This window comes from Paenibacillus sp. NN59 (assembly GCF_057597225.1).
Map to the genome: position 1 here is coordinate 5,535,843 of NZ_CP199678.1, position 21,112 is coordinate 5,556,954.

Annotated in this window: 25 protein-coding genes; 7 read left to right on the forward strand and 18 right to left on the reverse strand. The window is 46.3% G+C overall.

Translation table 11 applies throughout. The features are described from left to right. Positions 1-88 precede the first annotated feature (88 nt). The 6 genes from thiD to ACT89M_RS24295 all read right to left on the reverse strand — a co-directional run bounded on the left by thiD (position 89) and on the right by ACT89M_RS24295 (position 5,596). Positions 89-901, reverse strand: coding sequence for a bifunctional hydroxymethylpyrimidine kinase/phosphomethylpyrimidine kinase (gene thiD / locus ACT89M_RS24270; RefSeq protein WP_090924296.1), 813 nt, complete (start codon positions 899-901; stop codon positions 89-91). Between the two features lie 119 nt (positions 902-1,020). Beyond that, positions 1,021-1,728, reverse strand: a complete 708-nt coding sequence (locus tag ACT89M_RS24275; RefSeq protein WP_186809837.1) for an ABC transporter permease — start codon at positions 1,726-1,728, stop codon at positions 1,021-1,023. Next, positions 1,721-2,644: an ABC transporter ATP-binding protein gene (locus ACT89M_RS24280; RefSeq protein WP_154891756.1), complete on the reverse strand. Its 924-nt coding sequence runs from the start codon at positions 2,642-2,644 to the stop codon at positions 1,721-1,723. The genes ACT89M_RS24275 and ACT89M_RS24280 overlap by 8 nt, the downstream gene beginning before the upstream one ends. Positions 2,645-2,839: 195 nt before the next feature. Further along, positions 2,840-3,778, reverse strand: a complete 939-nt coding sequence (locus tag ACT89M_RS24285; RefSeq protein ID WP_308723206.1) for a sensor histidine kinase — start codon at positions 3,776-3,778, stop codon at positions 2,840-2,842. Next, positions 3,775-4,491 carry a response regulator transcription factor gene (locus ACT89M_RS24290; protein WP_154891757.1) on the reverse strand — a complete coding sequence of 239 codons (717 nt, stop codon included), beginning with the start codon at positions 4,489-4,491 and terminating at the stop codon, positions 3,775-3,777. Before ACT89M_RS24290 ends, ACT89M_RS24285 begins: the two co-directional genes overlap by 4 nt. Positions 4,492-4,711: 220 nt before the next feature. Further along, the gene (locus ACT89M_RS24295; protein WP_308723205.1) at positions 4,712-5,596 is read right to left on the reverse strand and encodes a DegV family protein; all 885 of its coding nucleotides are present in this window, start codon (positions 5,594-5,596) and stop codon (positions 4,712-4,714) included. Positions 5,597-5,864: 268 nt separating this feature from the next. On the opposite strand from ACT89M_RS24295, the gene ACT89M_RS24300 reads away from it, so the two are divergent. From ACT89M_RS24300 to ACT89M_RS24315, 4 genes are all read left to right on the forward strand, one after another. After that, positions 5,865-6,641 carry an ABC transporter permease gene (locus ACT89M_RS24300; RefSeq protein ID WP_090924301.1) on the forward strand — a complete coding sequence of 259 codons (777 nt, stop codon included), beginning with the start codon at positions 5,865-5,867 and terminating at the stop codon, positions 6,639-6,641. After that, on the forward strand, positions 6,638-7,438 hold the full coding sequence (locus tag ACT89M_RS24305; protein WP_154891758.1) for an ABC transporter permease: 801 nt from the start codon (positions 6,638-6,640) through the stop codon (positions 7,436-7,438). The genes ACT89M_RS24300 and ACT89M_RS24305 overlap by 4 nt, the downstream gene beginning before the upstream one ends. A gap of 266 nt (positions 7,439-7,704) precedes the next feature. Then, on the forward strand, positions 7,705-8,673 hold the full coding sequence (locus ACT89M_RS24310) for an ABC transporter ATP-binding protein (RefSeq protein ID WP_154891775.1): 969 nt from the start codon (positions 7,705-7,707) through the stop codon (positions 8,671-8,673). Positions 8,674-8,779: 106 nt separating this feature from the next. After that, complete coding sequence (locus ACT89M_RS24315) at positions 8,780-9,457, forward strand: M14 family metallopeptidase (protein ID WP_154891759.1); 678 nt, start codon at positions 8,780-8,782, stop codon at positions 9,455-9,457. Between the two features lie 126 nt (positions 9,458-9,583). Here ACT89M_RS24315 and ACT89M_RS24320 read toward each other — a convergent pair whose 3' ends face one another. From ACT89M_RS24320 to ACT89M_RS24355, 8 genes are all read right to left on the reverse strand, one after another. After that, positions 9,584-10,087: an SMI1/KNR4 family protein gene (locus ACT89M_RS24320; protein WP_154891760.1), complete on the reverse strand. Its 504-nt coding sequence runs from the start codon at positions 10,085-10,087 to the stop codon at positions 9,584-9,586. A 63-nt stretch (positions 10,088-10,150) separates the two neighbouring features. Further along, positions 10,151-10,480 (reverse strand): hypothetical protein, encoded by a 330-nt coding sequence (locus ACT89M_RS24325; protein WP_154891815.1) that lies wholly within the window; start codon positions 10,478-10,480, stop codon positions 10,151-10,153. A gap of 58 nt (positions 10,481-10,538) precedes the next feature. Next, complete coding sequence (locus tag ACT89M_RS24330; protein ID WP_186809842.1) at positions 10,539-10,688, reverse strand: hypothetical protein; 150 nt, start codon at positions 10,686-10,688, stop codon at positions 10,539-10,541. A gap of 171 nt (positions 10,689-10,859) precedes the next feature. Then, on the reverse strand, positions 10,860-11,252 hold the full coding sequence (locus ACT89M_RS24335; RefSeq protein WP_308723212.1) for a MerR family transcriptional regulator: 393 nt from the start codon (positions 11,250-11,252) through the stop codon (positions 10,860-10,862). Between the two features lie 33 nt (positions 11,253-11,285). Continuing rightward, on the reverse strand, positions 11,286-12,782 hold the full coding sequence (locus tag ACT89M_RS24340) for an alpha/beta hydrolase (protein WP_308723204.1): 1,497 nt from the start codon (positions 12,780-12,782) through the stop codon (positions 11,286-11,288). Positions 12,783-12,869: 87 nt separating this feature from the next. After that, entirely contained in the window at positions 12,870-13,313 is a 444-nt protein-coding gene (locus ACT89M_RS24345) for a FixH family protein (protein ID WP_154891812.1), read from the reverse strand. Positions 13,314-13,318: 5 nt separating this feature from the next. Continuing rightward, positions 13,319-13,768: a disulfide oxidoreductase gene (locus ACT89M_RS24350; RefSeq protein WP_154891811.1), complete on the reverse strand. Its 450-nt coding sequence runs from the start codon at positions 13,766-13,768 to the stop codon at positions 13,319-13,321. A 238-nt stretch (positions 13,769-14,006) separates the two neighbouring features. Continuing rightward, the gene (locus tag ACT89M_RS24355) at positions 14,007-15,647 is read right to left on the reverse strand and encodes a copper amine oxidase N-terminal domain-containing protein (RefSeq protein WP_441342907.1); all 1,641 of its coding nucleotides are present in this window, start codon (positions 15,645-15,647) and stop codon (positions 14,007-14,009) included. Positions 15,648-16,053: 406 nt separating this feature from the next. Here ACT89M_RS24355 and ACT89M_RS24360 point away from each other — a divergent pair, with 406 nt between their 5' ends. Next, complete coding sequence (locus ACT89M_RS24360) at positions 16,054-16,260, forward strand: hypothetical protein (RefSeq protein ID WP_090924310.1); 207 nt, start codon at positions 16,054-16,056, stop codon at positions 16,258-16,260. Between the two features lie 17 nt (positions 16,261-16,277). On the opposite strand, the gene ACT89M_RS24365 is transcribed toward ACT89M_RS24360, so the two are convergent. Then, positions 16,278-17,162, reverse strand: a complete 885-nt coding sequence (locus tag ACT89M_RS24365; RefSeq protein ID WP_308723202.1) for a phosphotransferase — start codon at positions 17,160-17,162, stop codon at positions 16,278-16,280. A gap of 204 nt (positions 17,163-17,366) precedes the next feature. Here ACT89M_RS24365 and ACT89M_RS24370 point away from each other — a divergent pair, with 204 nt between their 5' ends. Beyond that, positions 17,367-18,473, forward strand: a complete 1,107-nt coding sequence (locus ACT89M_RS24370; RefSeq protein WP_308723201.1) for a stalk domain-containing protein — start codon at positions 17,367-17,369, stop codon at positions 18,471-18,473. A gap of 269 nt (positions 18,474-18,742) precedes the next feature. Continuing rightward, positions 18,743-19,018, forward strand: coding sequence for a WXG100 family type VII secretion target (locus ACT89M_RS24375; protein WP_154891809.1), 276 nt, complete (start codon positions 18,743-18,745; stop codon positions 19,016-19,018). Between the two features lie 66 nt (positions 19,019-19,084). Here ACT89M_RS24375 and ACT89M_RS24380 read toward each other — a convergent pair whose 3' ends face one another. The 3 genes from ACT89M_RS24380 to ACT89M_RS24390 are packed head-to-tail and all read right to left on the reverse strand — an operon-like array spanning position 19,085 to position 21,099. Further along, positions 19,085-19,354: a DUF4176 domain-containing protein gene (locus tag ACT89M_RS24380; protein ID WP_260511189.1), complete on the reverse strand. Its 270-nt coding sequence runs from the start codon at positions 19,352-19,354 to the stop codon at positions 19,085-19,087. A 56-nt stretch (positions 19,355-19,410) separates the two neighbouring features. Continuing rightward, positions 19,411-20,136, reverse strand: coding sequence for a hypothetical protein (locus ACT89M_RS24385; RefSeq protein WP_261769636.1), 726 nt, complete (start codon positions 20,134-20,136; stop codon positions 19,411-19,413). Continuing rightward, positions 20,137-21,099, reverse strand: a complete 963-nt coding sequence (locus ACT89M_RS24390; RefSeq protein WP_261769635.1) for a hypothetical protein — start codon at positions 21,097-21,099, stop codon at positions 20,137-20,139. Positions 21,100-21,112: the final 13 nt, after the last annotated feature.

The following is a 21,112-nucleotide window of genomic DNA, read 5'->3' on the forward strand; positions in this document are numbered from 1 at the left end:
CTGAGATGAAATTTGGGATATGCTTTATTCAAATTATGCGCTCTGATGCGGCCCGTCCTGTTCTGGACAAGTGCATTCCAAACGCTGATTAACGTTGGTGCTCCAAACGATGTGCCACATGCAGTGTAGGTCCAACGAAGCGGTTCAACGGGAACCCGCCAGCAATCGCTTTGGTTACAAAAGCTTTCCCTTCACGTACAGCCTCTTTCACGGAAAGTCCGCGAGCGAGCCCGGCAGTAACGGCTGCAGATGTTGTGCAACCTGCACCATGGGTATAACCGGAACCTACAACATCAGCTTCGAACCAATCATAATTGGTTCCGTCATAGAGCAAGTCCATGGCTTTACCCGGGTTAATTACACCGCGATCTTTAATCAGAACATGTTTGGCACCATGCGCGTGAATGGTCGCTGCCGCAGCTTCCATCTGCTCTTTGGAACGAATCGGACCGCTCTTCGCCAGTTGGGAGGCTTCGAAGAGATTAGGTGTTACAAGATCCGCACCCGGGAGCAAAAATTCGATCATCGCTTCGGTGTTTTCTGGCTGCAGCACCTCATCCGTACCTTTGCACACCATAACTGGGTCAATAACGATTTGCGGCAGACCGCTACGGCGAATATGTTTGGCAACAAGCTCAATGATATCCACTGAACCGAGCATGCCCGTTTTCATCGCGTCAAAACCAATCCCATCCAGGACGGTGCGAAGCTGAGCCTCGACTACATTTAATTCTACAGGAAAGACCTGGTGATCCCATGTCTCAGGTTCCATGGAAACAACCGTTGTTAATACGGTCATGCCGTATACGCCCAGCTCCTGGAATGTTTTCAAATCGGCTTGAATGCCTGCGCCACCGCTCGTATCCGAGCCAGCGATAGTTAATGTTTTTGGAATCGTCATGGTCGTTCTATTCTCCTTCGTGTTTCAGTTGACACTATCCTATCCCTTGTACGAGCGGATGTCAATGGCATGTGAGGCTGTATGCAGCCATGCTTTTTCAACACAAAAGAGATCATATCTTAATTCAGATCTTTGGTTTCCAACCTTGTCATGGAACGTGTAGCGATCCATAAGCCAATTGCACCCAAGGTCAACGGAATTACGATGATGTTATTGACCGACATTGTAGGTCCATTGGAACTGCTGACCCCCCCGCACACGATGAGAACAAGGAAAATCGAAGCAACCATTGTAGCCGTCACCGAGTGCTTTCGCATACCGAAGAATAGAGGAATCAGAGACATGGCGGCAGCAGAGAGCGAACTTATCGTATATTTCAGTACGATCTGCCCCAAAGCAACAGATTCTACAGGCTCGGTAATAAAACCATAGTACTGATTGGCCGCCAGCAGGAGCACACCCATTAGAATGTCCGTAAACATGATCATCGTAAACGTAAAAATAAAAACTAATATTAACTTCGCAGCGATAATTTTATGCCGCTTGATCGGATAGGTAAACATCACATTCATCGTTTTGTCCCTATACTCGCTAATGATCAATTTGGATATCAAGGAACCAGCAAATATAATAAACACTGCTCTGGAAAATGTATCAATTAGCATAAAGGCACCCTGGTAATCGGCAAAGGCATAATCTTCAGCCCCGAAATCTGTAACACCAATCATAATCATAAATAGAAGAATGCTGACAATGGCGATGCCTGCACCCACAAAATTCCGGGCAAAGCGATGCTTGCGCCATTCCAGACGAATGAGTTTAAGCAACGTCATCAGCCCCTTTCATCAGACCCATGAAGTGCTCTTCCAAGGAATGCGAACGTTTAGAGATCGACTCCACCTCAACCCCGTGCTGAACCAATTTGCTGTTAAGATCGGAAGCCGTTATATCTGGGTCATAGACACGTAACGTCTGCTCATCGAACAACTTATAATTGCTCAGATGCAACAAATGTTCTACGACGTATGCAGCTTTCTTAGGATCTGCAGCCTGTACTTCAATATAATCGGTGTGACTGCCACGGATACTCTCCATGGATACTTCTTCGACAAGCCTTCCCTCGCGAATGATGCCAATCGTGTCCGCAACCTGCTCCACTTCGCCCAGAATGTGACTGGAGATCAGCATCGTGATGCGATATTCTGTGCTCAATCGTTTGAAGAGATCACGCATCTCTTTAATGCCCACCGGGTCAAGTCCATTGATCGGTTCATCCAGAATTAACAACTCGGGTGTTGTAATCAGCGCACGAGCCAGACCAAGACGTTGCTTCATACCGAGAGAAAAGTCCTTCACAGGTTTCCTGCCCGCATCCTTCAAACCGACCATTTCCATATGTTTTCCAATCATCTGTTTGCTCGTGAATCCCATATACTCACAGTGCAGATCAAGATTTTCCCATGCAGACAGTTTGTCATAGAAAAAGGGATACTCGATGATACTGCCCATTCGTTTCAATAACTCGTAAGAGTCCGGGTTGAGCTTTTCGCCAAAGAGTTCGATCTCACCCGCAGTAGGTTTAACAAGGTTGGTTAACATCTTCATTAATGTTGTTTTCCCTGCTCCGTTCGGCCCTAAAAACCCATAGATTTCGCCTTGCTTAATATTCATGTTAACACCGGATACGACCTCTGTTCCTTCGTACACCTTGGTAAGATTTATGGTCCGTGCAATATAACTCATCTGGTCATTCTCCTTTACGTCCCCCTCCTGGGGTGCTTATAACTGTATTGTAAAGAAAAAAGTCTGCTTTTTTATTAATCAAATCTTACAAAAACCTTAAGTTGGAACCTGTGCTATATCAGTTGAACTAAAGATTTTACACAGTCCACTCCGATGACATGTAAAACAATAGTTCAACTCATATAGTTCGACCGTTCACGTCCTGCATTCCTCCAACGTAAAAGAAAACACCGTCCGCTGATGTGGCACGCTATGAACATCAATACGTCCACCCATCCGTTCAACGAGTCGCTTCGTGATGGTTAGGCCGAGACCGCTGCCCTGATACATCCGATTACGGGAATCTTCCAACGTGTACATTCGTTCAAAGACACGACTGTGTTCATGTTCCGGGATACCTTTTCCTCGGTCCCATACTTGCACAGTAACGGGCTCTCCTTCTGTGTTCAGTATAGCTATTCCGAGCTCCTGGCCGTCCGCTCCGTATTTCATCGCATTGGTAATCAGGTTGCCCAGCACGCGATCCAGTGCCTCTTCGTTGGCGCGAACGAACACATCCTGCTCTGGAATGCTCAGTTCCACTTGTAACCCGAGCTTTGCAAGCAATTCGTAAAACGATAACATTTTTACCCGGCACAACTCACTGATATTCACCCGGCTAAGCTCCAGCTGACGGTCTCCCGATTCAAGCTTGGCGAGATCAAAAAAAGAATGCATCAGGCGCAGCACTTCCTGTGCTTTATCCTGTATTTTCTCCGTCATTACCCTCCGCTCCGCATCGGTCAGAGATGAACTGTGCAGCAACGTTTCACTGTACCCGAGTACAACCGTAAGCGGGGTCTTCAAATCATGCGAAATGTTGGAGAGCATATGACGTATCTCCTTCTCCTGGTTGGCATAGTCAGCCTTAGCCAGATGGGCGTGTTCAAGCAACCGGTTCATGTCGTTCAACAGCCGGCTTACCTGTGCATCACTATCAAATACAAGCAGACGTTCAAACGTGCCCTGTTCGAGAATACCCGACACTTTATTGTGAATATACGTTAGATGCTTACTTCGTATATGAAGGCGTAGTCCAAGCACAATAACAGCACACGCAAGCAGGATCGTTGATACCGCAAGCAACATCATCATACCGGCTCCGCCTCCAGCTTATATCCAATGCCCCATAACGTTTTAATGTAACGTGGAGCAGAAGGATCAACTTCCAGCTTTTCTCGCAAGCGGCGCATATGTACGTTGATAATATTTTCATCGCCATAATAGTGATCATTCCAGACGGACGCGTAAATCTGAGCCTTGGTGAACACTTTACCGGGATGGGTGACCAATAATTTTAAAATGCCAAACTCCTTGGACGTTAATTTGATCGGCTCTCCCTCGCGCTCTACCTCATACGTTTCCATGTCCACCACAAGTCCGCCGAGAATTATTCTGTGGTCGTGGGCTTCTTCTTCCGCAGGCTGAGCAGTGTAATTGGCACGGCGGATGGCCGCTTTGATGCGAGCTGTCAGCTCAATCAGCGAGAACGGTTTGCTCAAGTAATCGTCAGCCCCGAAGCCAAGACCCAGCGCTTTGTCTACGTCCCCATCTTTGGCAGATAGAATGAGTACGGGCACCAGACTTCTCGCGCGAATCGTTTGCAGGACTTCCATCCCGCTGCGATGCGGAAGCATGAGATCAAGAATAATCAGGTCAAAACCAGGCTTCGCCTCGTTGAACAGCCGTTCTGCCTCCAGACCGTCATAGGCATATGTAAGGTCAAAGCCCTCTTTTTCCAAATAGGGACCAACCATCTCACTAATCGAACGATCGTCTTCCACAAGCAACAAGCGATGACTTGACATAAACTCCCCTCCGGCATAAAACATTTTCTATGAAGCTATTCTATAAGACCGTTTTCTTTATTACCTCACAGTTTGATGAAATTGGCAATGACAGATCAAAAAAACCTGACCAAGCAGGCACTTCGGGTTGAAGTGTGCTCCATCAGGTTTATTAATGACGTTATTTATGATTGTGTTCGTTCACTAAACGATGCGATGTGGATCAACAGTTATCTTGCAGCTATGCATGTTCTCCCCGAATCCAGCACAATCCAATTGTACCGGCCCCGGCATGAATGCTCACCACTGGAATAAATGGCATGATTTCTGTTCTCAAACGTGGAAGCAACTCTGCGATCTGCTGTTTGATGCTATGGGCTTCGTCGTGATTGTTTGCATGCATAATGCACACATGTTTCACCTTCTCCATGTCTTTTTTCAGCATCTCGAGCATGCGCTCTTTTGTACGTTTGAACGTACGAATCTTCTCATTCACTACCACTTTGCCCTCTTCGAACCGAAGCAACAAGTGTATCTTGAGCAGTTGGCTGATAATCAGTTGTGTTCCTGTTACACGACCGCTGCGATGAAGATTTTGAAGACTCGCAGGAATCAGATAAAAAGACATGTTATCAATCATCTGTTCGATATGATGTTTAATCTCGGCAGCGGAACATCCCTGCTTCTGCCATTCCAGACCTTGCATAATCATCTCGCGAAGAGGATAAGCGCCTGCCCTTGAATCAATTGCGGTAACCGTCACGCCTGCCATCTCCGCTGCCTGCATCGAGGTGTGGAGCGTTCCGCTAAGTGCCGTGGAGCAATGAATCGTTATAATCTCATCATACTGATCCTTAATGGATTCATACAGTTCGATAAACTCACCAATCGGCGGTTGTGAACTGCTCGCGCGCGATGAAGTTGCCAATTTCTCATAAAAGGTATCGGACGAGATTTCTTCGGTTTCCCGGTAACATTCCTCGCCAAATACAATGCGCAGCGGCACAATGTAGATATGATTTTGCTCCGCAAAAGCGGAATCCAGTGTACTGGTGCTATCGGTGACCCATGCAATTTTCTTCATGACATCCTTCTCTCTTGCCGGATTGTTCGTGCTGGTAATCATCTACCCGTCGTCAGGCACATGCCCGGCCGTTATTTTAAATTTGAATAAACACAATTGTAAACGCTTGCGGTCTTACCTCTTCATTATAAAGGAATTCTCCCCTGCCTGTCTTGTGGCGCATTCATGAACAATCCCTCATGTTCCAGTATTCGCTAAAAAAATGTCTTGCCTGTGAAGGAATATATTGGTATGCTGTTGTCCTTCTCTCTTTTTCGCCTTGACTGAAGTGAACGGGTCCGCCGTTCAATCCACTTATCGGAGGTGTCATATGCTTTATTTTACGTTGGCTTCCAAAGCCTACGCCCGAAACCTGCAATATCGCGGGGCACACATGGTACATAACCTGGCAAGCGCCATGTTTGGTTACATGTATGCTTGTCTCTGGATCGGCATCGGGGCCGACCACCAGCTCGGAGAATATGGGGTGCAGGGGATGATCAGTTACATTGCATTTACGCAATCATCACTCTGGATTTCAGGTTTCCTGACGAACGGACTCGGTATTCCGCTCAGTGTCAGGACAGGGCAGATCGCACTGGATCTCATGCGTCCGGTACATCTGTTTACTCACCTGATGGCACGGGAATGGGGGCAGATCGCCTACCAGTTCGTGTACAAAAGCCTTCCCATCTACCTTCTCTACTCCATCGTTTTTTCCCTAAAATGGCCTTCAGAGGCCTGGACTCTGGGCTATGCCGCACTTGCACTTGCTGGCGCAGCATACTTGTCCATCTGCATGAACTATATTATCGGTGTCACATCCATGTGGACTACGGAATCATCCTGGCTACACTGGGCCAATCATGCCTTGATGAACCTGATGGCTGGTTTCTTCATCCCGCTGGAATGGTTGCCGAACTGGCTGGAACAACTGGCCTGGCTGTCGCCCTATCCCTTTTTACTCTATGTACCTACCCGAATTTACCTTGGTTTTGAAGACGGCTCCTTCCTATGGGGAACCTTGCTTTGGTGTGTTTTCATGACCCTGCTCTGCCTTGCCGTCACTAAAGTGTTACGTCGTAAAGTGGAGGTGCAAGGGGGATGAAACCTATCTCGTGGTTCCACTTATATAAAATACTCATTCAAACCAGCATCCGCAGCCGCATGCAGTACAAGTTTAACTTCGTGCTGGGAGCCATCTTGGCCGCTCTGATTCAAATCTCCGAATTTCTGATGGTCGCGTTAGTACTGCACAAATTCGGTGCGATCAAGGGCTGGTCGCTACATGAGATCGGTTATCTTTTTGCGATTATGACATTATCCAAAACGCTATATCGCACATTCGGCAACGAAGTGCACCATTTGGAAAAATATTTGGTGGGCGGTGAGCTGGATCAACTGCTGACACGACCGATGCCTGTCCTGCTCGCGCTGATGCCGCAGAACTTCCGCATCATGATCGGTGAAGTACTGCAAGGTGGATTCATTCTATGCTGGTCGCTTGCGGGCATGATGCACAGCGGGCAGATCGGCTGGACGGTTGTTCCGCTCTCCCTGTTTGTCATTGTGACTGGAGCTATCATTCTTTTTTCCATCGGACTCGCTACAGCCACACTTGGTTTCTGGACGACACGTATTGAAGAGTTGCAAGTCATCACAGAGGATGCGGCCCGTACCGCGGCTCAATATCCGCTCACCCTCTATCCCAAATGGATGTCCAGTATTCTGCTAACCGCCATTCCCGTCGGATTTGTAAACTACATTCCATCCCTCTACTTGCTTCGCGGCGAAGGCGGCGCTTGGGTGTTGGCCGTCATTGCTGCGGTAGCGGTGATATGTTTAGTTGCCAGCTTACGTTTCTGGGCGTTCGGCATGACTAAATATCAAAGTACGGGTAGTTAGAGAAGTTATATACGTTGAACGATATATTTACACATTAACGGAGAGGACAGAAAAAACCTGGAAAAGCGAAGCGCTCGCCTGAAAGCTTTCTGAAAGAAAGCTACTTCGGGAGCCTTCGCTTATCACCGGATTTTAACCTTTATTAAAAGAATTCAAAAAATCTGGGGATAACAGCGATTGGAAGGTTATTCTGTCATCGGAGTGTCTGTGTAAAATCATTTTTTCAATTTATATGAATTAACGGAGGAGGCGTAATACACATGAATATGATTACAGCACGCAACCTGCAAAAACAATTCAAAACTCCTGTCGTGCGGGAAGGCCGCTTCTCAGGCGTACGTACCTTGTTTTCACGCCAGTATGTAACCAAAGAAGCGGTACGTGATATCAGTTTTGATGTCAGGCAAGGAGAGTTTGTTGGCTACATCGGCCCCAACGGGGCTGGTAAATCCACTACGATCAAAATGCTGACAGGCATTCTTCACCCGACTGCGGGTGAGGTGATGCTTGGCGGGATGAATCCACATGAGGAAAGGCGCAAGACAGTGCGCAAGCTCGGCGTTGTGTTTGGACAGCGAAGTCAGCTCTGGTGGGACTTACCCGTGAAGGATTCCTATGACATTTTGGCAGAGATGTACGGCGTGAGTTCGGATGTCAAAAGGAAACGGTTGTCCCAGTTCGCCGAACTGCTGGACCTCGAATCATTCTGGGCCACTCCGGTTCGCAAGCTCTCTCTTGGACAGCGCATGCGGGCCGATCTGGCGGCATCCATGCTGCATGATCCAGAGCTGCTCTTTCTCGATGAACCCACCATCGGACTGGACGTGAATGCGAAGCGAAATATTCGCCAGTTCCTGCGCACATTAAATGAAGAGTTTGGCAAAACCATTCTGCTCACTACCCACGACATGGATGATATCGAACAGCTATGCAATCGCGTCATGGTTATTAACCACGGGCAACTGACCTATGACGGAACCATCGCCTCTCTTCGAGATACGATTGGTTTGCCTACATTGATCCGTGTCACCTTCCGCGGAAGGGTTCAACTGCCAGATGCATTACCTTCCGCCATTCAGGTTACAAGTATGGACAATCAGGTGCTGACGGCACTGGTGAACCGGAAGGAATGGCGTACGATGGATATTTTGAAAGAGCTGGAGCAGTGGGGAGAGATTGACGATATTGAGATGAAGGAACCCGACTTCGAGGATGTTATACACAAAGTATATTAATTAATCTAAGGTTGGCCTATCTTATAGTGAAACGGGTTATAGGGCTGTTCAAACGCCGTTACAGGAGAGAGGGACATGACGTACTGTAGTAACGGAGGTGAGGGTCTTGCTTGTGACCAGACATGTTCTTGCTGCACCCAGTCCCTATGCTACGCCTTATTACATCGTGCGCGGAACGAATCCCGGACCCGTCATGATGATTACATCCGGAGTTCATGGCAATGAAACCGCGAGCATGGCTGCTGCACAGAAGCTTGCCGATGATTTTGCCTCGGGGCGGCGTGTGATTCATCGCGGAACCTTGATTATTGTGCCGAGAGTCAACCAGCAGGCTTATGCGAAAAAAATCAGAGGCAAACCTGACCTGAACCGCACCTTTCCTCGCCGCAAGTCAGGAAAATCGAAGCATCCACTGGCAGCCGCCGTGTTCAAGCTTGCACGCGAGCATCAGCCTGACTGGTGGCTCGATCTGCATGAGGCAAATGGTCTGTCACAGCTCACTCCACGCGTGCTTGGACAAACGCTGATCACCAATCCCGGTAGCTCCAGCGTGCCGATCTGCCGCAGGGTGATTGAGCGCATGAACCGCTCTATACCGGTGGGCAAGCATCATTTTAATCTGAAGCGGCATGAGTTGCCCGGCTCCGCTCGGACAGCGGCTTCAAGGTTGCTACATGCGAAGTCTGTCACCGTGGAAACGTGCTGGAGCCTGAAACGCGCTGTACGGATCAAGTACCAGACGGAAATTGTTCATCATTTTCTACGAGAAGCAGGTATGACTTGAGGGAAAAAACAAAAACCACCTCCATTGCATAACCCGATGAATGAAATCGTGGGAAGCAATGGAGGTGGTGATTTTTTGTATCATCAATTCTGCATCACGGATTCCAGTATGTTTACAGAACCCTGTTTAGAAGGTATGCCGATCTGTTTTCCAATACCAAAACTTCTCTCCCTGAGAGATAATAAATCGCTCCAGCCATGTTTCGAAATTAGTATTGAAGTGACCTGAAAACTCTACGGAATTCATACTTTCACATAGTAATAAGTATTCTACCTCGCCTGAGTGCCACCGATCCAGATCAATCAAGATTCGATCACCAACAATGTTTGCCACGGCAATCTTACGATCTGTCGGTTCGTTATAATGCATGACATCTTGTGCAGAGTACAACACAACCTCTCCACCATATTCAGGATGCTCGAACAATGAGGCCCCGTTACATATTTGTAGAAAGCCTATGTAGTCAGGAGGTAATGAGACAGAAAAGAAATTCGAAACATCCTCAATCTTCTCCTGCGTTGCTCCAGGTTTCAACCTGTTTATAGCTGTCATTTTCCCCGCAGAAGTAAATATTTCAATCTGGCCATCATTTTGGTCAGACCATTCTTTAAACGCTTTGAATAACCCCATTCTTACGGCTCCTTATTAGTAAACTGACTTGTGAAATCGATTTTGAAGCAACCATTCTATGCTTTATTGCTCCATGTTTTTTACATCAGAAACAACCTGAAAACCTTTAGCTTTTCCGCTCAGGTATCCCTGTTCGTAAAAATCAATGCCATCGGGGGTTATTGTAATTGCCACCATTTCAACATCATTTTCTACCGAGTCAGCTACAATATATTTTCGATCTAATAAATAAGTTATCGCCCTATGTTTTTCTATATGTTCTGTTTGGTAAAATGCGCTTTTAGGGACAACGGCAGACTCACTTGTTGTAAACCATATGGAATAAAGTTCTGCCAGAATATCGTACCTCTCTTGTATCCTCTCTTTTATGACTATTTCTAGATCATCAAGCATGCCGAATCCCTCCTTTAATATATAGGAATAAGCAAAGCACGACTTCAAACGGGGATATTTATTTTTGCATCACGGATTCCAATATGTGCTTGCCAACAGGCTCCAGTAACGTGAGCGGATACAGATCTTTTTTCGTAAAAAACTTATAGATCGCATCCAGATACTCGTCCACACGATCGGCTGATCCAACGCCGTATCCTCTTGCCAACCGAAATAAAGCTCTGTTTCTCCGATTCGAATAGGTACATGACGCTAACCAACCTCAAATGGAAAATTCAAACGTTGTATTCGTTATATTCGTTTCTCTCCCCCCGTTTCCTGCTCATTACATACGACCTGTTTGCTCTTAAAAAATAGAAAAAGAGCCGTGATCACGACTCTACGGCTCTTTTTTCTCCACTCTAAAGGACTGGATATAACTATCGATTTCGTCCTCAGGTACAAGCAACAATCCGGCCAGCTGTTTTTGCATCTGCTCCAGATGTTCAATGTGCTGTTGAATATCGGTGATCCGTTCACGTACAAGTGTTTTCAACGTCTCTTTTTCCATATCGTCATTGCTTAGCAGCTCCAGCGTTTCCTTTATTGCTTTGAGCGAATAACCGAGCGTCTGTGCACCCTTAATGAACTTGACTTTCACCAGATAATCCTCGGTATACACGCGATATCCGTTGGAGGATCGATGCGGAGCAGGCAGTATGCCGCTGTCCTCATAATAACGAAGAGTTGCCATACTTACTCCCGTCTCTTTAGCCAATTGACCTCTTGTCATGGTCTGCACAACGCTCTCCCCTTTCCAACTGACTCATTGCGCTTGTTTGTTACGTATCTGCGTATACTCATGATCATAAGATGCCTCGGGAAATTTCACTGAACTTCCTTGCAGTAGAGGTTGTGCTTCACCTTTCAGATAACGGTCAAAAAAGGCAAGTGCATAACTTCTCGTAATATCGATATTATGCTCCGCAGACATATTCTTGGCAAACAAACGCGGTGAAATTAACGCAATATCCGTGAAGCTCTGATGGAAAAATCCATCCACGGTCAGATAATAAGTATCATTCAGACTATTATTCATAACATGTTTCAGATCAGGTTCAAATTCGGGATAGAATAATTTTTCATGCTCGGTAGGATTGGGTCCCAGGCTTTTAGCTGTCTTGCCAGACATGATGTACATAAACGGCTGTTTCAGCGACGACTTGGAAACACTGCCCCAAAATCCACCTTCCAGGCTGAGTCCTGCATGAAAACGTTCATCTTGTGCGAGTGCTTCGGCTGTTGTTGCCCCGCCATACGAATGTCCCATAATACCCGTGTGGCTCAGGTCAAGTCTGCCCTCCAGCACCTGATTCGGATCACTCACATTCCACTGTTCAAGCGTGTCGAGTACAAAACGTGCATCGGCCGCACGAATGCCGACTCCCTGTACATTATATTGATACAACTCTTCTGATGTTGCAAATTCTGGCCCGGCATCATAAGAAACCTTATGTCCATCCGGAAAGGTTACCCGAGCAGACGTATACGGATGATCCATCCCTACGACGATATAGCCATGGCTGACGAGTTCCTCCACCGCAGTCATACTTTGAAAACGGGCAGACCGGACACCGGGAGAGAACAGTATAACAGGATACGAGCTACTTGCATTAGACATCGTTGCGCCTTTTACCACATGGGTCGATATCGTATCCAGATAACTGAATACTTGAGATGGGATGCCAAACACCAGACTGATCGCTTCCCCCAATTCAGCAGGATATGACTCCGGTTTAATACCTTTTGCAACTTCCGGGTCTACTGGATACCACACATTAATCATCAGTTCCCGCTTGTCCCCGGCCTCAGGCGAAAGAGTCTCCTCACGAGATTCATCTACGATATGTTGTGAAAAGGTACCGATGGCAAATCGCCCCGTTGGCTCAGGCATTGTAAATTCTGGGAAATACCTTGTAAACATTCCTGATCCAATTCCCGAGAAAGCGGCAAGAAGAAGGATGAAGAGACCGTGCATCCAGGCACGTCCTTTTGACTTCTTCTTATGTATTTCTGGTGCTACGCTTCCAACACTGCGAGTCCATTTCATCACTTGAATCATTAACAGGATAAATAGAATGAGCGCGACAATATAAGACGGCAGTAACATCACCCGTACTGAGTCCATGATCGCATGTAGCAGAAAAGCAATCACCAAGGCACTGAGCATGCCAATCGAAAGCCTTCGCCTTTTCGCATAAAACGGTAAACCCAGCGCCCCTGCTATCGTCACTAGTACGAAAATCCATTCGAATATCTTCATGATTTTTCCTCCAAACGTTGTTGATACAACAACAATAAACCTTGAAGTATACTTCAAGGTCAAGGATTGAAATGAAAAATCATTAAATTATTCGACAGTCACCTTCGTACGCGGCATGGTATGCATTGCACCCGAAGTTACATGTGCCTGGACAACATATACTCCCGGCTCCTGAAATGTATACTTCACTTCATATATGCCATCACCTACAGAACTAGCCTTCACTGCCCCACGTGCCTCAAGCTCATCGGCATTCATCATTCCTTCTTCAATGGAAGGTGCCGCAGGTTCGTTCTGTTCGTCCCAGATTTGGAATTGTACCTGATCAGCATCATCTACAGGCTTCTCTCCCTGGGTTAGTTTGATCTGTAAAGCGACTTCTTCGTTCACCTTCGCCTGATCTGGCATCATCAGTTTCACTCGAATCATCTCCGGCATCTCGCCAGAGGCCGACTGTTCCGTATAAGAGCAGCCGGACATGATCAGCACCAGTATAAGCAGAGGCGTAAACCAGCGAGCTTGTCCCTTCATCACCGTTAGTCCTTTCTGAGTGTTTTACCGATTCCCCACAACATCACAATAATGATGATAAATGCGATCAGAGCCAGCAATGGAATCGTGATAAAACCAAACCAGTTCAAATAATCGGTATAGCATGGAACCTTACCACACGCCACAGCGTTGCCGGTAGCCGAGAAGATCCGCTGAATTGTTACGTGATACAAAGAAATGCCGCCCCCGATAAAGCTGAGCGGAAGCACGTACTTGGCAATCCCCACATCATCCTTGAAATACGCAATTCCTAGCAGAATCGTTAACGGATACATAAAGATGCGCTGAAACCAGCACAGATCACATGGCAGAAACTGCTTGATCTCACTTAAATAAAGACTTCCCAAGGTTGCAATGACAGATACAGCCCAGGCAATAAATAATCGGGTATCTACACTCCGTGCAGGCTTCTCTGAATTGGATGTTGCACTCATACCTCTGTCCTCCTCTTCCATTGTTCGTTTTGAATGATTTTATCATTCCTTTGTATTCTCTGAGTTCACTGCATGCTTATGTAATTGATTACGCGATTAATTATACCAAATATTTGCTCTTTCAGGCGAATACAAAAAAGCTGCCACAGGGGCAGCCTTTTCGGTTTGAATGTGAGATTAATTATATCAACATAAGACCGTATGGGATCACAGTGTTGATTGTTGCATTAAGCTTGCCTTACATTGCTTTAGTCAGTGTAATAGATCCATCTTTTTGAGCCCATTTCACATTCCATTGTAACAATTCAGCAATGAAACGCAGCGGTACTTGTGTACGTCCGTCTTTGTTAACAAACACGGTAGAACCTACGTTTTTCTTCATACCGTTGACTTCCATGACCGTGTTGTTCACCCAGAATACGAGTGTATCATCACCAGCCATAACGGTAACTTGCTGTGCTTTTTTGTCCCATTTCACCGTTGCGCCGATTCCCTCACTCAGGAAACGCAGCGGGATGTATGTTGTATTTTTCCAAAGCACAGGTGTGGTGTCCATGTTCGTTGTTTTATCGTTAATTCTCAGCATTTTGCTGTTCAGCTTCATCCAAACCGTTGTCATATCTGGCGCTGGTGTTGGCGCAGGCGTTGTAGGTGCTGCCTCTTGGAACTTGTCATTGAATTGAGTCACAATGGCATTACCCAGCGCTTGACCTACCCCGAACATCACTTTGAAGCCTTCACGATTCGTGGTGTAAGAAGCATCATAGTTGCCTGCCGCATATTGATCCAGCACTTTTTGCACCTGGTTTTCATGTGTTGTCAGCGCTTGTTGTGCTGCAGATTTAGGCAGGTTGCCTGCTGTTGCGGAATCCAGGAATGTAGCGAATTCCGTTGTGAAGCCGTCGATCCGTTTTTGCACGGCTGCACGTGCGGTAGCATCATTGTCTTTTACGGCTTTAACATAATCACTTTGAGCGTTAACATGGTTAGTCACCCAGATTTTTTCGAATGCATTCGCTCCTTCATTTCCATAAATAGAAGCAATTGCAGCTTTGAAGTCCGCTGTATTTCCAGCTTCTGCGGTTACGAGGGCATTCGATGCCGCTGTGCGTCCATCATATTGCTCTTGCATTTGCAGAGCGGAAAGCGCAAAGTGCTCCGAAGCCAAGTGGTTAAGTGCCGATCTCAGGTCAGCTGCTTTGGTATCCGCTTTGGTGTTGTTAAACTTCTCAGGCATCTGTGTTGTAATCGCAGTCGAAAGTGCTTTACTTACGTCAAACATCTCCTTGAAGCCTTCACGATATGCCTTGTATGCATCGGTGTAATCTCCAGCTACGTACTCGTCGAATACTTTCTGCACGAGATCTTCATGCACTTTCAATGCTTGTTTTGCTGCGTCTTTCGGCAGTTTGCCTTCTGTCGCTGTGCTCAGGAATGTGGAGAATTCATCTACGAATCCGTTGATGTTATCCTGAGCTTGCTTGATACCAGTCTGGTTACCCATCTTGGTTGCTTTCACCAGATCATCGGTGTATTTGTTATGTGCGCGGAAGATGCGTTCGAATTCTTTGGCACCAGCTTCACCGTAAAGCGAGGCAATCGCCGGTTGCATATCCAGTGCATTTTGATCAAGTGCTTTGTAGGCTGCATCTGCATCTTTGGCTCCATCATAAGCTTTCGCCATGGCTGTTACCGCCAGAGCAAAGTGCTCAGACAACAGATGATCCAGATTCGCTCTCAGGTCAGCCGCAGGGGTGTTCACGGATGCTTTCATCATGGTCATGGAAGTGGAAGACTGGGGTGCAGCAGCAGCTCCCGCGATTCCTGGCATTAACAGCGACAAGCTAAGTACTGGTGCAATAAATGTTTTCATTTTCATCTTCATTGGTGAGTCACTCCTTAAGTATGTTTTTGGTTCCTTTGTTTCTTTGTCGTTGTCTTCATAGGGTGTAACGCACGGTTCTCCATTCTGGATCACTCCGCAGGCAAAAAAAATTACAGCTTTCGATAAAGAAAGCCGCAAATGCTTGATACACCAGTGTTTTTTTATCTAAAAAAAAATTAAAATTCTAGTGATCTGAGTCTGATCTGAGTCTAAAATGCACAACTCATCTGTAATATACCATATAGATTTAATTCACTCGTCGATCCACAAGTGCGTGTACATCCTTCAAATTCATATCATGCAAATTTCCTATATTTCTCAATAATAGCTTACATTGCGAGTAAACCTGAGATACAATAGAGGCAAACGCTCTCCATCGAATGGAAAAGGAGGTCAACTCATGACTTGGCTACCTTATGCATTGGTTATCGGTATTGCCTTATTTGGCGGGATTGCTACACTTATCATCGGGAATTCGAAAGCCAATCGCATCAGTAACCCCGAATATGATCGCCGTACACGGCAAAATCTGAGTAAACTTACATATGTATACGTCGGTGCCATCGTACTGGGCATAGGCGGATTTGTCCTGTATTTGTACAACTGATCGTCATCCACTGAATGCTAAAGTAACATCTCTTTGAATACGGCAACTCTCCGCACGCCTCGTTCTATGTGTTGCACCATCGGGGAGGTTACTCCCCTCTCCCTGATCCACGCCAGCCAGCCGCGCAGCATCCATAGGTGAATTTGTTCATACAACTGTTCTCTTGTGAGCAGTCCCCCGGCCTCAGCGTACCCTTCCATTACTTCTTCTATAGTCGATATAGACTCATTCGTTCTTGCGGTTGCAGGAATCATCGAGGTAAGCGCGGCAGCCACATCAAAATGCGGATCACCTCTTCTCACCTCTCCAAAATCGATCAAAAGCGTCTTTTGCTTCATAAATAACATATTCCACACACCCAGATCACCATGAATCAAGCTATCATTTCTCACGATGTACTCCGTACATTGCTCTACATGCCCCTCAAGTGAACCGATAATAGCTGACGAAGATCCCCTGACTTCATCACGGACTTGTGACCATAATAGAGATAACGCAAAACGATCCTGCTGATCCATGATTTCAAGCTTGTAAGCAGCATGGTGGAAGCGAGCAAGCATATTCCCAAATTCAACAAAATGCATGGTTTCCTGATCGTACGGTACCGTTTCTTCCACGTAGTACTGCAAATTATAAATTTCATCATTCAAATGCACATAGGACAACCCATTCCGCGCAATGACCATTGCTGGAGAGATGTTTTGCAATGACAGAACGTGATGAAGCCTCTCTTCGTTTACAGCCTGCCGCTCATCTCTAAGTTTACGTAACACGAATCTACCTGCTGAAGAATCAATGCATTTTGCTTCAGAGCTCGTCCCCTGTTTCATCACTTCCACGCGCTGTATCCGACCAATATCATAAAACTCTTCAATAAACTCTTTCATAACGCGATGATCCATCTGCTCCCCTCCTTAATTATGAAACCCAAACAAGATGCTTCCCCTTATAACCTTTACATCGCAACTACCCATCATGATGCAAAGATCGTTACACATGTTTACAAGTTGGAGATAATTCAGAATTATTCTGGATAAGTTCGGGGGGTAATATAAAGCCATAAGGAACAGCAAGACAACAAATAACCCAACTTAAAGGAGAGATATATGATGAAGAAAAACATGAAGAAATCCGTAGCTACAATGATGGTGCTGGGTATGACCTTAACCGGAGCAGCCGGTGTATACGCCGGAACACAATTGGAGAAAATCTCGGCTTACCTCAATCATGGAATCAGCTTTAATGTAAACGGTACAGCGTACTCGCCGACTGACGGGAACGGTAAAAAACTGGCTCCAATCACGTACAATAACTCGACTTATCTACCGGTTCGCGCACTGGCTGATGCACTGCATGTGCCTGTAACGTATGATGGTGCCAATAAACAAGTTATTATTGGTGAAGCGAACAGCAATCCAACTGCACTAACCAATGTAACCTATACCTTAGCGCAAAAAGAAGCGATCCAGAAAGCATTTGCTCAATTCGATGGCTTTGAGACAGCATATGCTCCACAGCAAATGACTGCAGGTGATACATTCAAAAGCGTAGCCGTTGGCGACGGTGTAAGCTTCATTTTCAATCACATGAAGGTTGATGTTTCTCCAAGAGATTATTCGGACGGTTACACGAGCAAAGAGGTTAAACTGTCCAATGGTGTTAGTGCAAAATGGTATACACCAAGCGATATCGGCATGTTAACCTTCAAGCTGGATGATCGTTATGTTACCCTTAGCTCGCCAGATCATAAACTGTCGCAAGCACAGTTGCAACAAATAGCTGTCTCTGTACAAAAAGTAAAGGCTGGCAATGATCAAGGCATTACTGCCTTTGAAAATGTAAGTTACTCCAAAAAGCAAATGGAACAGATCCGTAAAGCATTTGCTCAATTTGATGGCTTCACCACTGCTTATGCACCACAGCATATGGTTGCGGGAGATGCCTTCAAAAGTGTAGGTGCAGGCGGTGATGGTGTGAACTTTGTATTCAACCGCATGAATGTAACGGTATCTCCTAGAGACTACTCATTCAGCTACGATGGCAAAACGGTAAAACTGCCTAACGGCGTATCAGGCAAATGGTACACACCGGACAAAACCGACATGCTTACGTTCAAGCTGGATGATCGATATGTCACACTCAGCTCGCCAAATAACCAATTGACGCATACCCAACTGGAACAGATGGCCGTAGCTGTGCAAAAACTGAAATAATGCAATCCTATTCTGCATAACGCTCATAAAGCATCATCTGATCATAAACCCATAACATCATAAATAAAATAACAAAACACATACGATATCGGCTCTTCCGTTCTTCAGACTTGGGAGCCGTATAGTGTGTGTTTTGTCTTGGTTATAGGCCGTTTATGCTGCTCGCAAAACGCGGCTTTTGTCCGGCTTCATTTTGATGCGGAAAGGGTTATAATAAATAAAGTTATCCCGATTTTTGCAAAATACAAACAGAAAGGAATGAGTGTACTATGAATCAGCGCATTGATCTGTCGCCAGAGGAGCTGCAGCAGCTTGCCGTCCAATTCAACAAAGCTTCGCAGAATGGACAAGACATCGTTAACCAACTCAAAACGATGATTAATCAATCCGAAGGTCAATGGGAAGGCAATCGGCAGCGTGATTTCCTTGAGCGTATGAATAACAGTATGACCACGGTGAGCAGTTATTTACGAGGTTTAATGGAGACAGGCACGCAGCTGCAGCAGACTGCAGAACGTTTCCGTGAAACGGATCAGTCACGTTAGTACTGATCCGTTTGTATCAAGAATACCAGCAGCCGCGGCCAACATCAGAATTGGCGTAATGTATTGTCACGCCTGCTCAAGCTCTGCCGCAAAAACCTCTTCTTCTTCATCACTATACCCCTTGAAAATAACTTCATCAATGTCTCCGTGATTAAATACATAAGTGTAATCTGGATTAATGTAACCTTCCGGGTACGGGCAGCCAATATAGTCAAACTGCCGCGGAGGTTCGGTCATTAACATTTGTTTCCTTCCATAGATGACGAGTTTTTTTGTACCCTCTTTCAAACGAATTACAGACCCGTTGGGCAGCAGTGCAGGTATATTATTTTCCAAACTTTTCATCCTCCTCATATCTAGTGACCTTGTAATTAGGCCTGCTTTTCGCTGAATTATACCGATTTTTGTCTGTTCATGACTCGGCGAAGCCAGTAATATCGATGCAGATCCATAACAAAATGAAAGACAACAAAAGCCAGCAGGATGTATACACATATCAGAACAACAGCCACTGTCTGCTGTGTTACGAAGGCCAATGAAATGTTGGCCAGCAAGTATGCCCCTCCTGTAATTGCGGTCAAGGTAGCAATGGGCATACCATTACTTTTCTCCCCCTTTTTACGCTGGGACGGCTGCTTTAATTTTTGTAAACGAAACCTTACATACTGAGATAAGGCAAAGAAGTATACTGCAAAAGATCCAATCGCATACCATGGCGTAGTCAGTCCCAGTGCTTCATAGGCGAATTTCTGTATAACTACCATAAATGAAGCTGAACACACCAGTCCGAATACGCCTCGAAACAAGACATAATTGAGCTGTAGCCTGCGCGGGAATGCAATCAGGGCAATGGCCCATAGATTCATAACAGCTAACGGCGGAAGTAGCAGATAGGCATACAGAGCTTGAAACGGAACACTGAATATAGGTATCAGAAGAAATACATTGAGAAAAAACAGAACCAGTGTGCCTGCGCTGAGCCGAATACCATCCAGCGCATAGATGACCAGATAATTCTCGAACGTTTCCTTGGGATACGATGTCCCTTCATACATCACGGGACCAGCAGCCGTATTTCCCTTATGCACTGAAGGTTTTGAACGCTGTTTATTCGCCATCTACTTAAACCACCCCGCCACGGTAGACCAGGCCTTCTTCGCGCCATGCTTGACAACATCCTTCACCGAATCATCCTTTCCGTCACCGTCCAGGTCCATATCCAGCTTTATCCCTTCCGCAAGATAGGTTAGACCGACCGAAACCCCCAGGCCAACGGCACCTACTGCCAGTACAGGTGCTGCTGCTGGCAGAACGGCCGCAGTTAGAAGAGTCGCTCCTACAGTGGTGGCTCCTCCTACGACAACATTCCCGATAATGTCACCCGCGATCTTGTCGGTACCTGCATTCTGACTAATATTCTCTTTCGTATCGTTGAATACATCTATACCCACACTGGCCCAACCCAGCTTGTCCGTCAACGCTGATTTGACGGCATAACCTGGTTTGATCATGGCGGCAACTTCTTTCATCTGCGGGGTGGCCGTTCCGTTGGCAATTTTGGCCTCAATGTCACGTACATAATGGATTTTATAGTCTCTTGGCCGCCCGTTTGGAGCCTTATTTCCTTTGACTGCATCATGACTCTCACGAACCAGAACCCGAGGTGTATTTCGATCCAGCTGAGCTTTCACCATGTAACCGTTCTTCACTCGATATCCCAAACGGGCAACCGCCATAGCTGCAGTTAATGTACCGACCGTGCTGCCCAGCCCATCAAACGGAGCAAGCAGATTAATGCCCGTCACTCCAAATTGGCCACCAGAGCTATCCTCCTGCTCCATCGTCTGCCGGGTTGTTTTCACATAAGCGGCCAGCTGCTGCATGCTTTGCCCTGCACTTTGGAAACGTTGCTGATGCGCCTGATACAGCCCAATAATCGTCTGCCGGTTACCCGATTGCCATGCGGCTCCTTGGATCGCATGCTGCAACATACCATCAACCTGCTGTAGCTGTGCAGTGACTTGTTCAATCTGCTGGGCCAGAGCATTCAGATATTCTGCTTTCATAACAATCTTTGTCATGTTCAATCCCCCT

What these genes read in the sequence shown, in the direction of transcription:
- ACT89M_RS24295 (WP_308723205.1), bottom strand. Translation starts at nt 5,596, where the DNA reads ATGATTACCAGCACGAACAATCCGGCAAGAGAGAAGGATGTCATGAAG.
- ACT89M_RS24290 (WP_154891757.1), bottom strand. Translation starts at nt 4,491, where the DNA reads ATGTCAAGTCATCGCTTGTTGCTTGTGGAAGACGATCGTTCGATTAGT.
- ACT89M_RS24340 (WP_308723204.1), bottom strand. Translation starts at nt 12,782, where the DNA reads ATGAAGATATTCGAATGGATTTTCGTACTAGTGACGATAGCAGGGGCG.
- ACT89M_RS24310 (WP_154891775.1), top strand. Translation starts at nt 7,705, where the DNA reads ATGATTACAGCACGCAACCTGCAAAAACAATTCAAAACTCCTGTCGTG.
- ACT89M_RS24280 (WP_154891756.1), bottom strand. Translation starts at nt 2,644, where the DNA reads ATGAGTTATATTGCACGGACCATAAATCTTACCAAGGTGTACGAAGGA.
- ACT89M_RS24335 (WP_308723212.1), bottom strand. Translation starts at nt 11,252, where the DNA reads ATGACAAGAGGTCAATTGGCTAAAGAGACGGGAGTAAGTATGGCAACT.
- ACT89M_RS24320 (WP_154891760.1), bottom strand. Translation starts at nt 10,087, where the DNA reads ATGGGGTTATTCAAAGCGTTTAAAGAATGGTCTGACCAAAATGATGGC.
- ACT89M_RS24365 (WP_308723202.1), bottom strand. Translation starts at nt 17,162, where the DNA reads ATGGATCATCGCGTTATGAAAGAGTTTATTGAAGAGTTTTATGATATT.
- ACT89M_RS24375 (WP_154891809.1), top strand. Translation starts at nt 18,743, where the DNA reads ATGAATCAGCGCATTGATCTGTCGCCAGAGGAGCTGCAGCAGCTTGCC.
- ACT89M_RS24350 (WP_154891811.1), bottom strand. Translation starts at nt 13,768, where the DNA reads ATGAGTGCAACATCCAATTCAGAGAAGCCTGCACGGAGTGTAGATACC.
- thiD (WP_090924296.1), bottom strand. Translation starts at nt 901, where the DNA reads ATGACGATTCCAAAAACATTAACTATCGCTGGCTCGGATACGAGCGGT.
- ACT89M_RS24385 (WP_261769636.1), bottom strand. Translation starts at nt 20,136, where the DNA reads ATGGCGAATAAACAGCGTTCAAAACCTTCAGTGCATAAGGGAAATACG.
- ACT89M_RS24325 (WP_154891815.1), bottom strand. Translation starts at nt 10,480, where the DNA reads ATGCTTGATGATCTAGAAATAGTCATAAAAGAGAGGATACAAGAGAGG.
- ACT89M_RS24370 (WP_308723201.1), top strand. Translation starts at nt 17,367, where the DNA reads ATGATGAAGAAAAACATGAAGAAATCCGTAGCTACAATGATGGTGCTG.
- ACT89M_RS24355 (WP_441342907.1), bottom strand. Translation starts at nt 15,647, where the DNA reads ATGAAAATGAAAACATTTATTGCACCAGTACTTAGCTTGTCGCTGTTA.
- ACT89M_RS24390 (WP_261769635.1), bottom strand. Translation starts at nt 21,099, where the DNA reads ATGACAAAGATTGTTATGAAAGCAGAATATCTGAATGCTCTGGCCCAG.
- ACT89M_RS24300 (WP_090924301.1), top strand. Translation starts at nt 5,865, where the DNA reads ATGCTTTATTTTACGTTGGCTTCCAAAGCCTACGCCCGAAACCTGCAA.
- ACT89M_RS24305 (WP_154891758.1), top strand. Translation starts at nt 6,638, where the DNA reads ATGAAACCTATCTCGTGGTTCCACTTATATAAAATACTCATTCAAACC.
- ACT89M_RS24345 (WP_154891812.1), bottom strand. Translation starts at nt 13,313, where the DNA reads ATGAAGGGACAAGCTCGCTGGTTTACGCCTCTGCTTATACTGGTGCTG.
- ACT89M_RS24285 (WP_308723206.1), bottom strand. Translation starts at nt 3,778, where the DNA reads ATGATGATGTTGCTTGCGGTATCAACGATCCTGCTTGCGTGTGCTGTT.
- ACT89M_RS24360 (WP_090924310.1), top strand. Translation starts at nt 16,054, where the DNA reads ATGACTTGGCTACCTTATGCATTGGTTATCGGTATTGCCTTATTTGGC.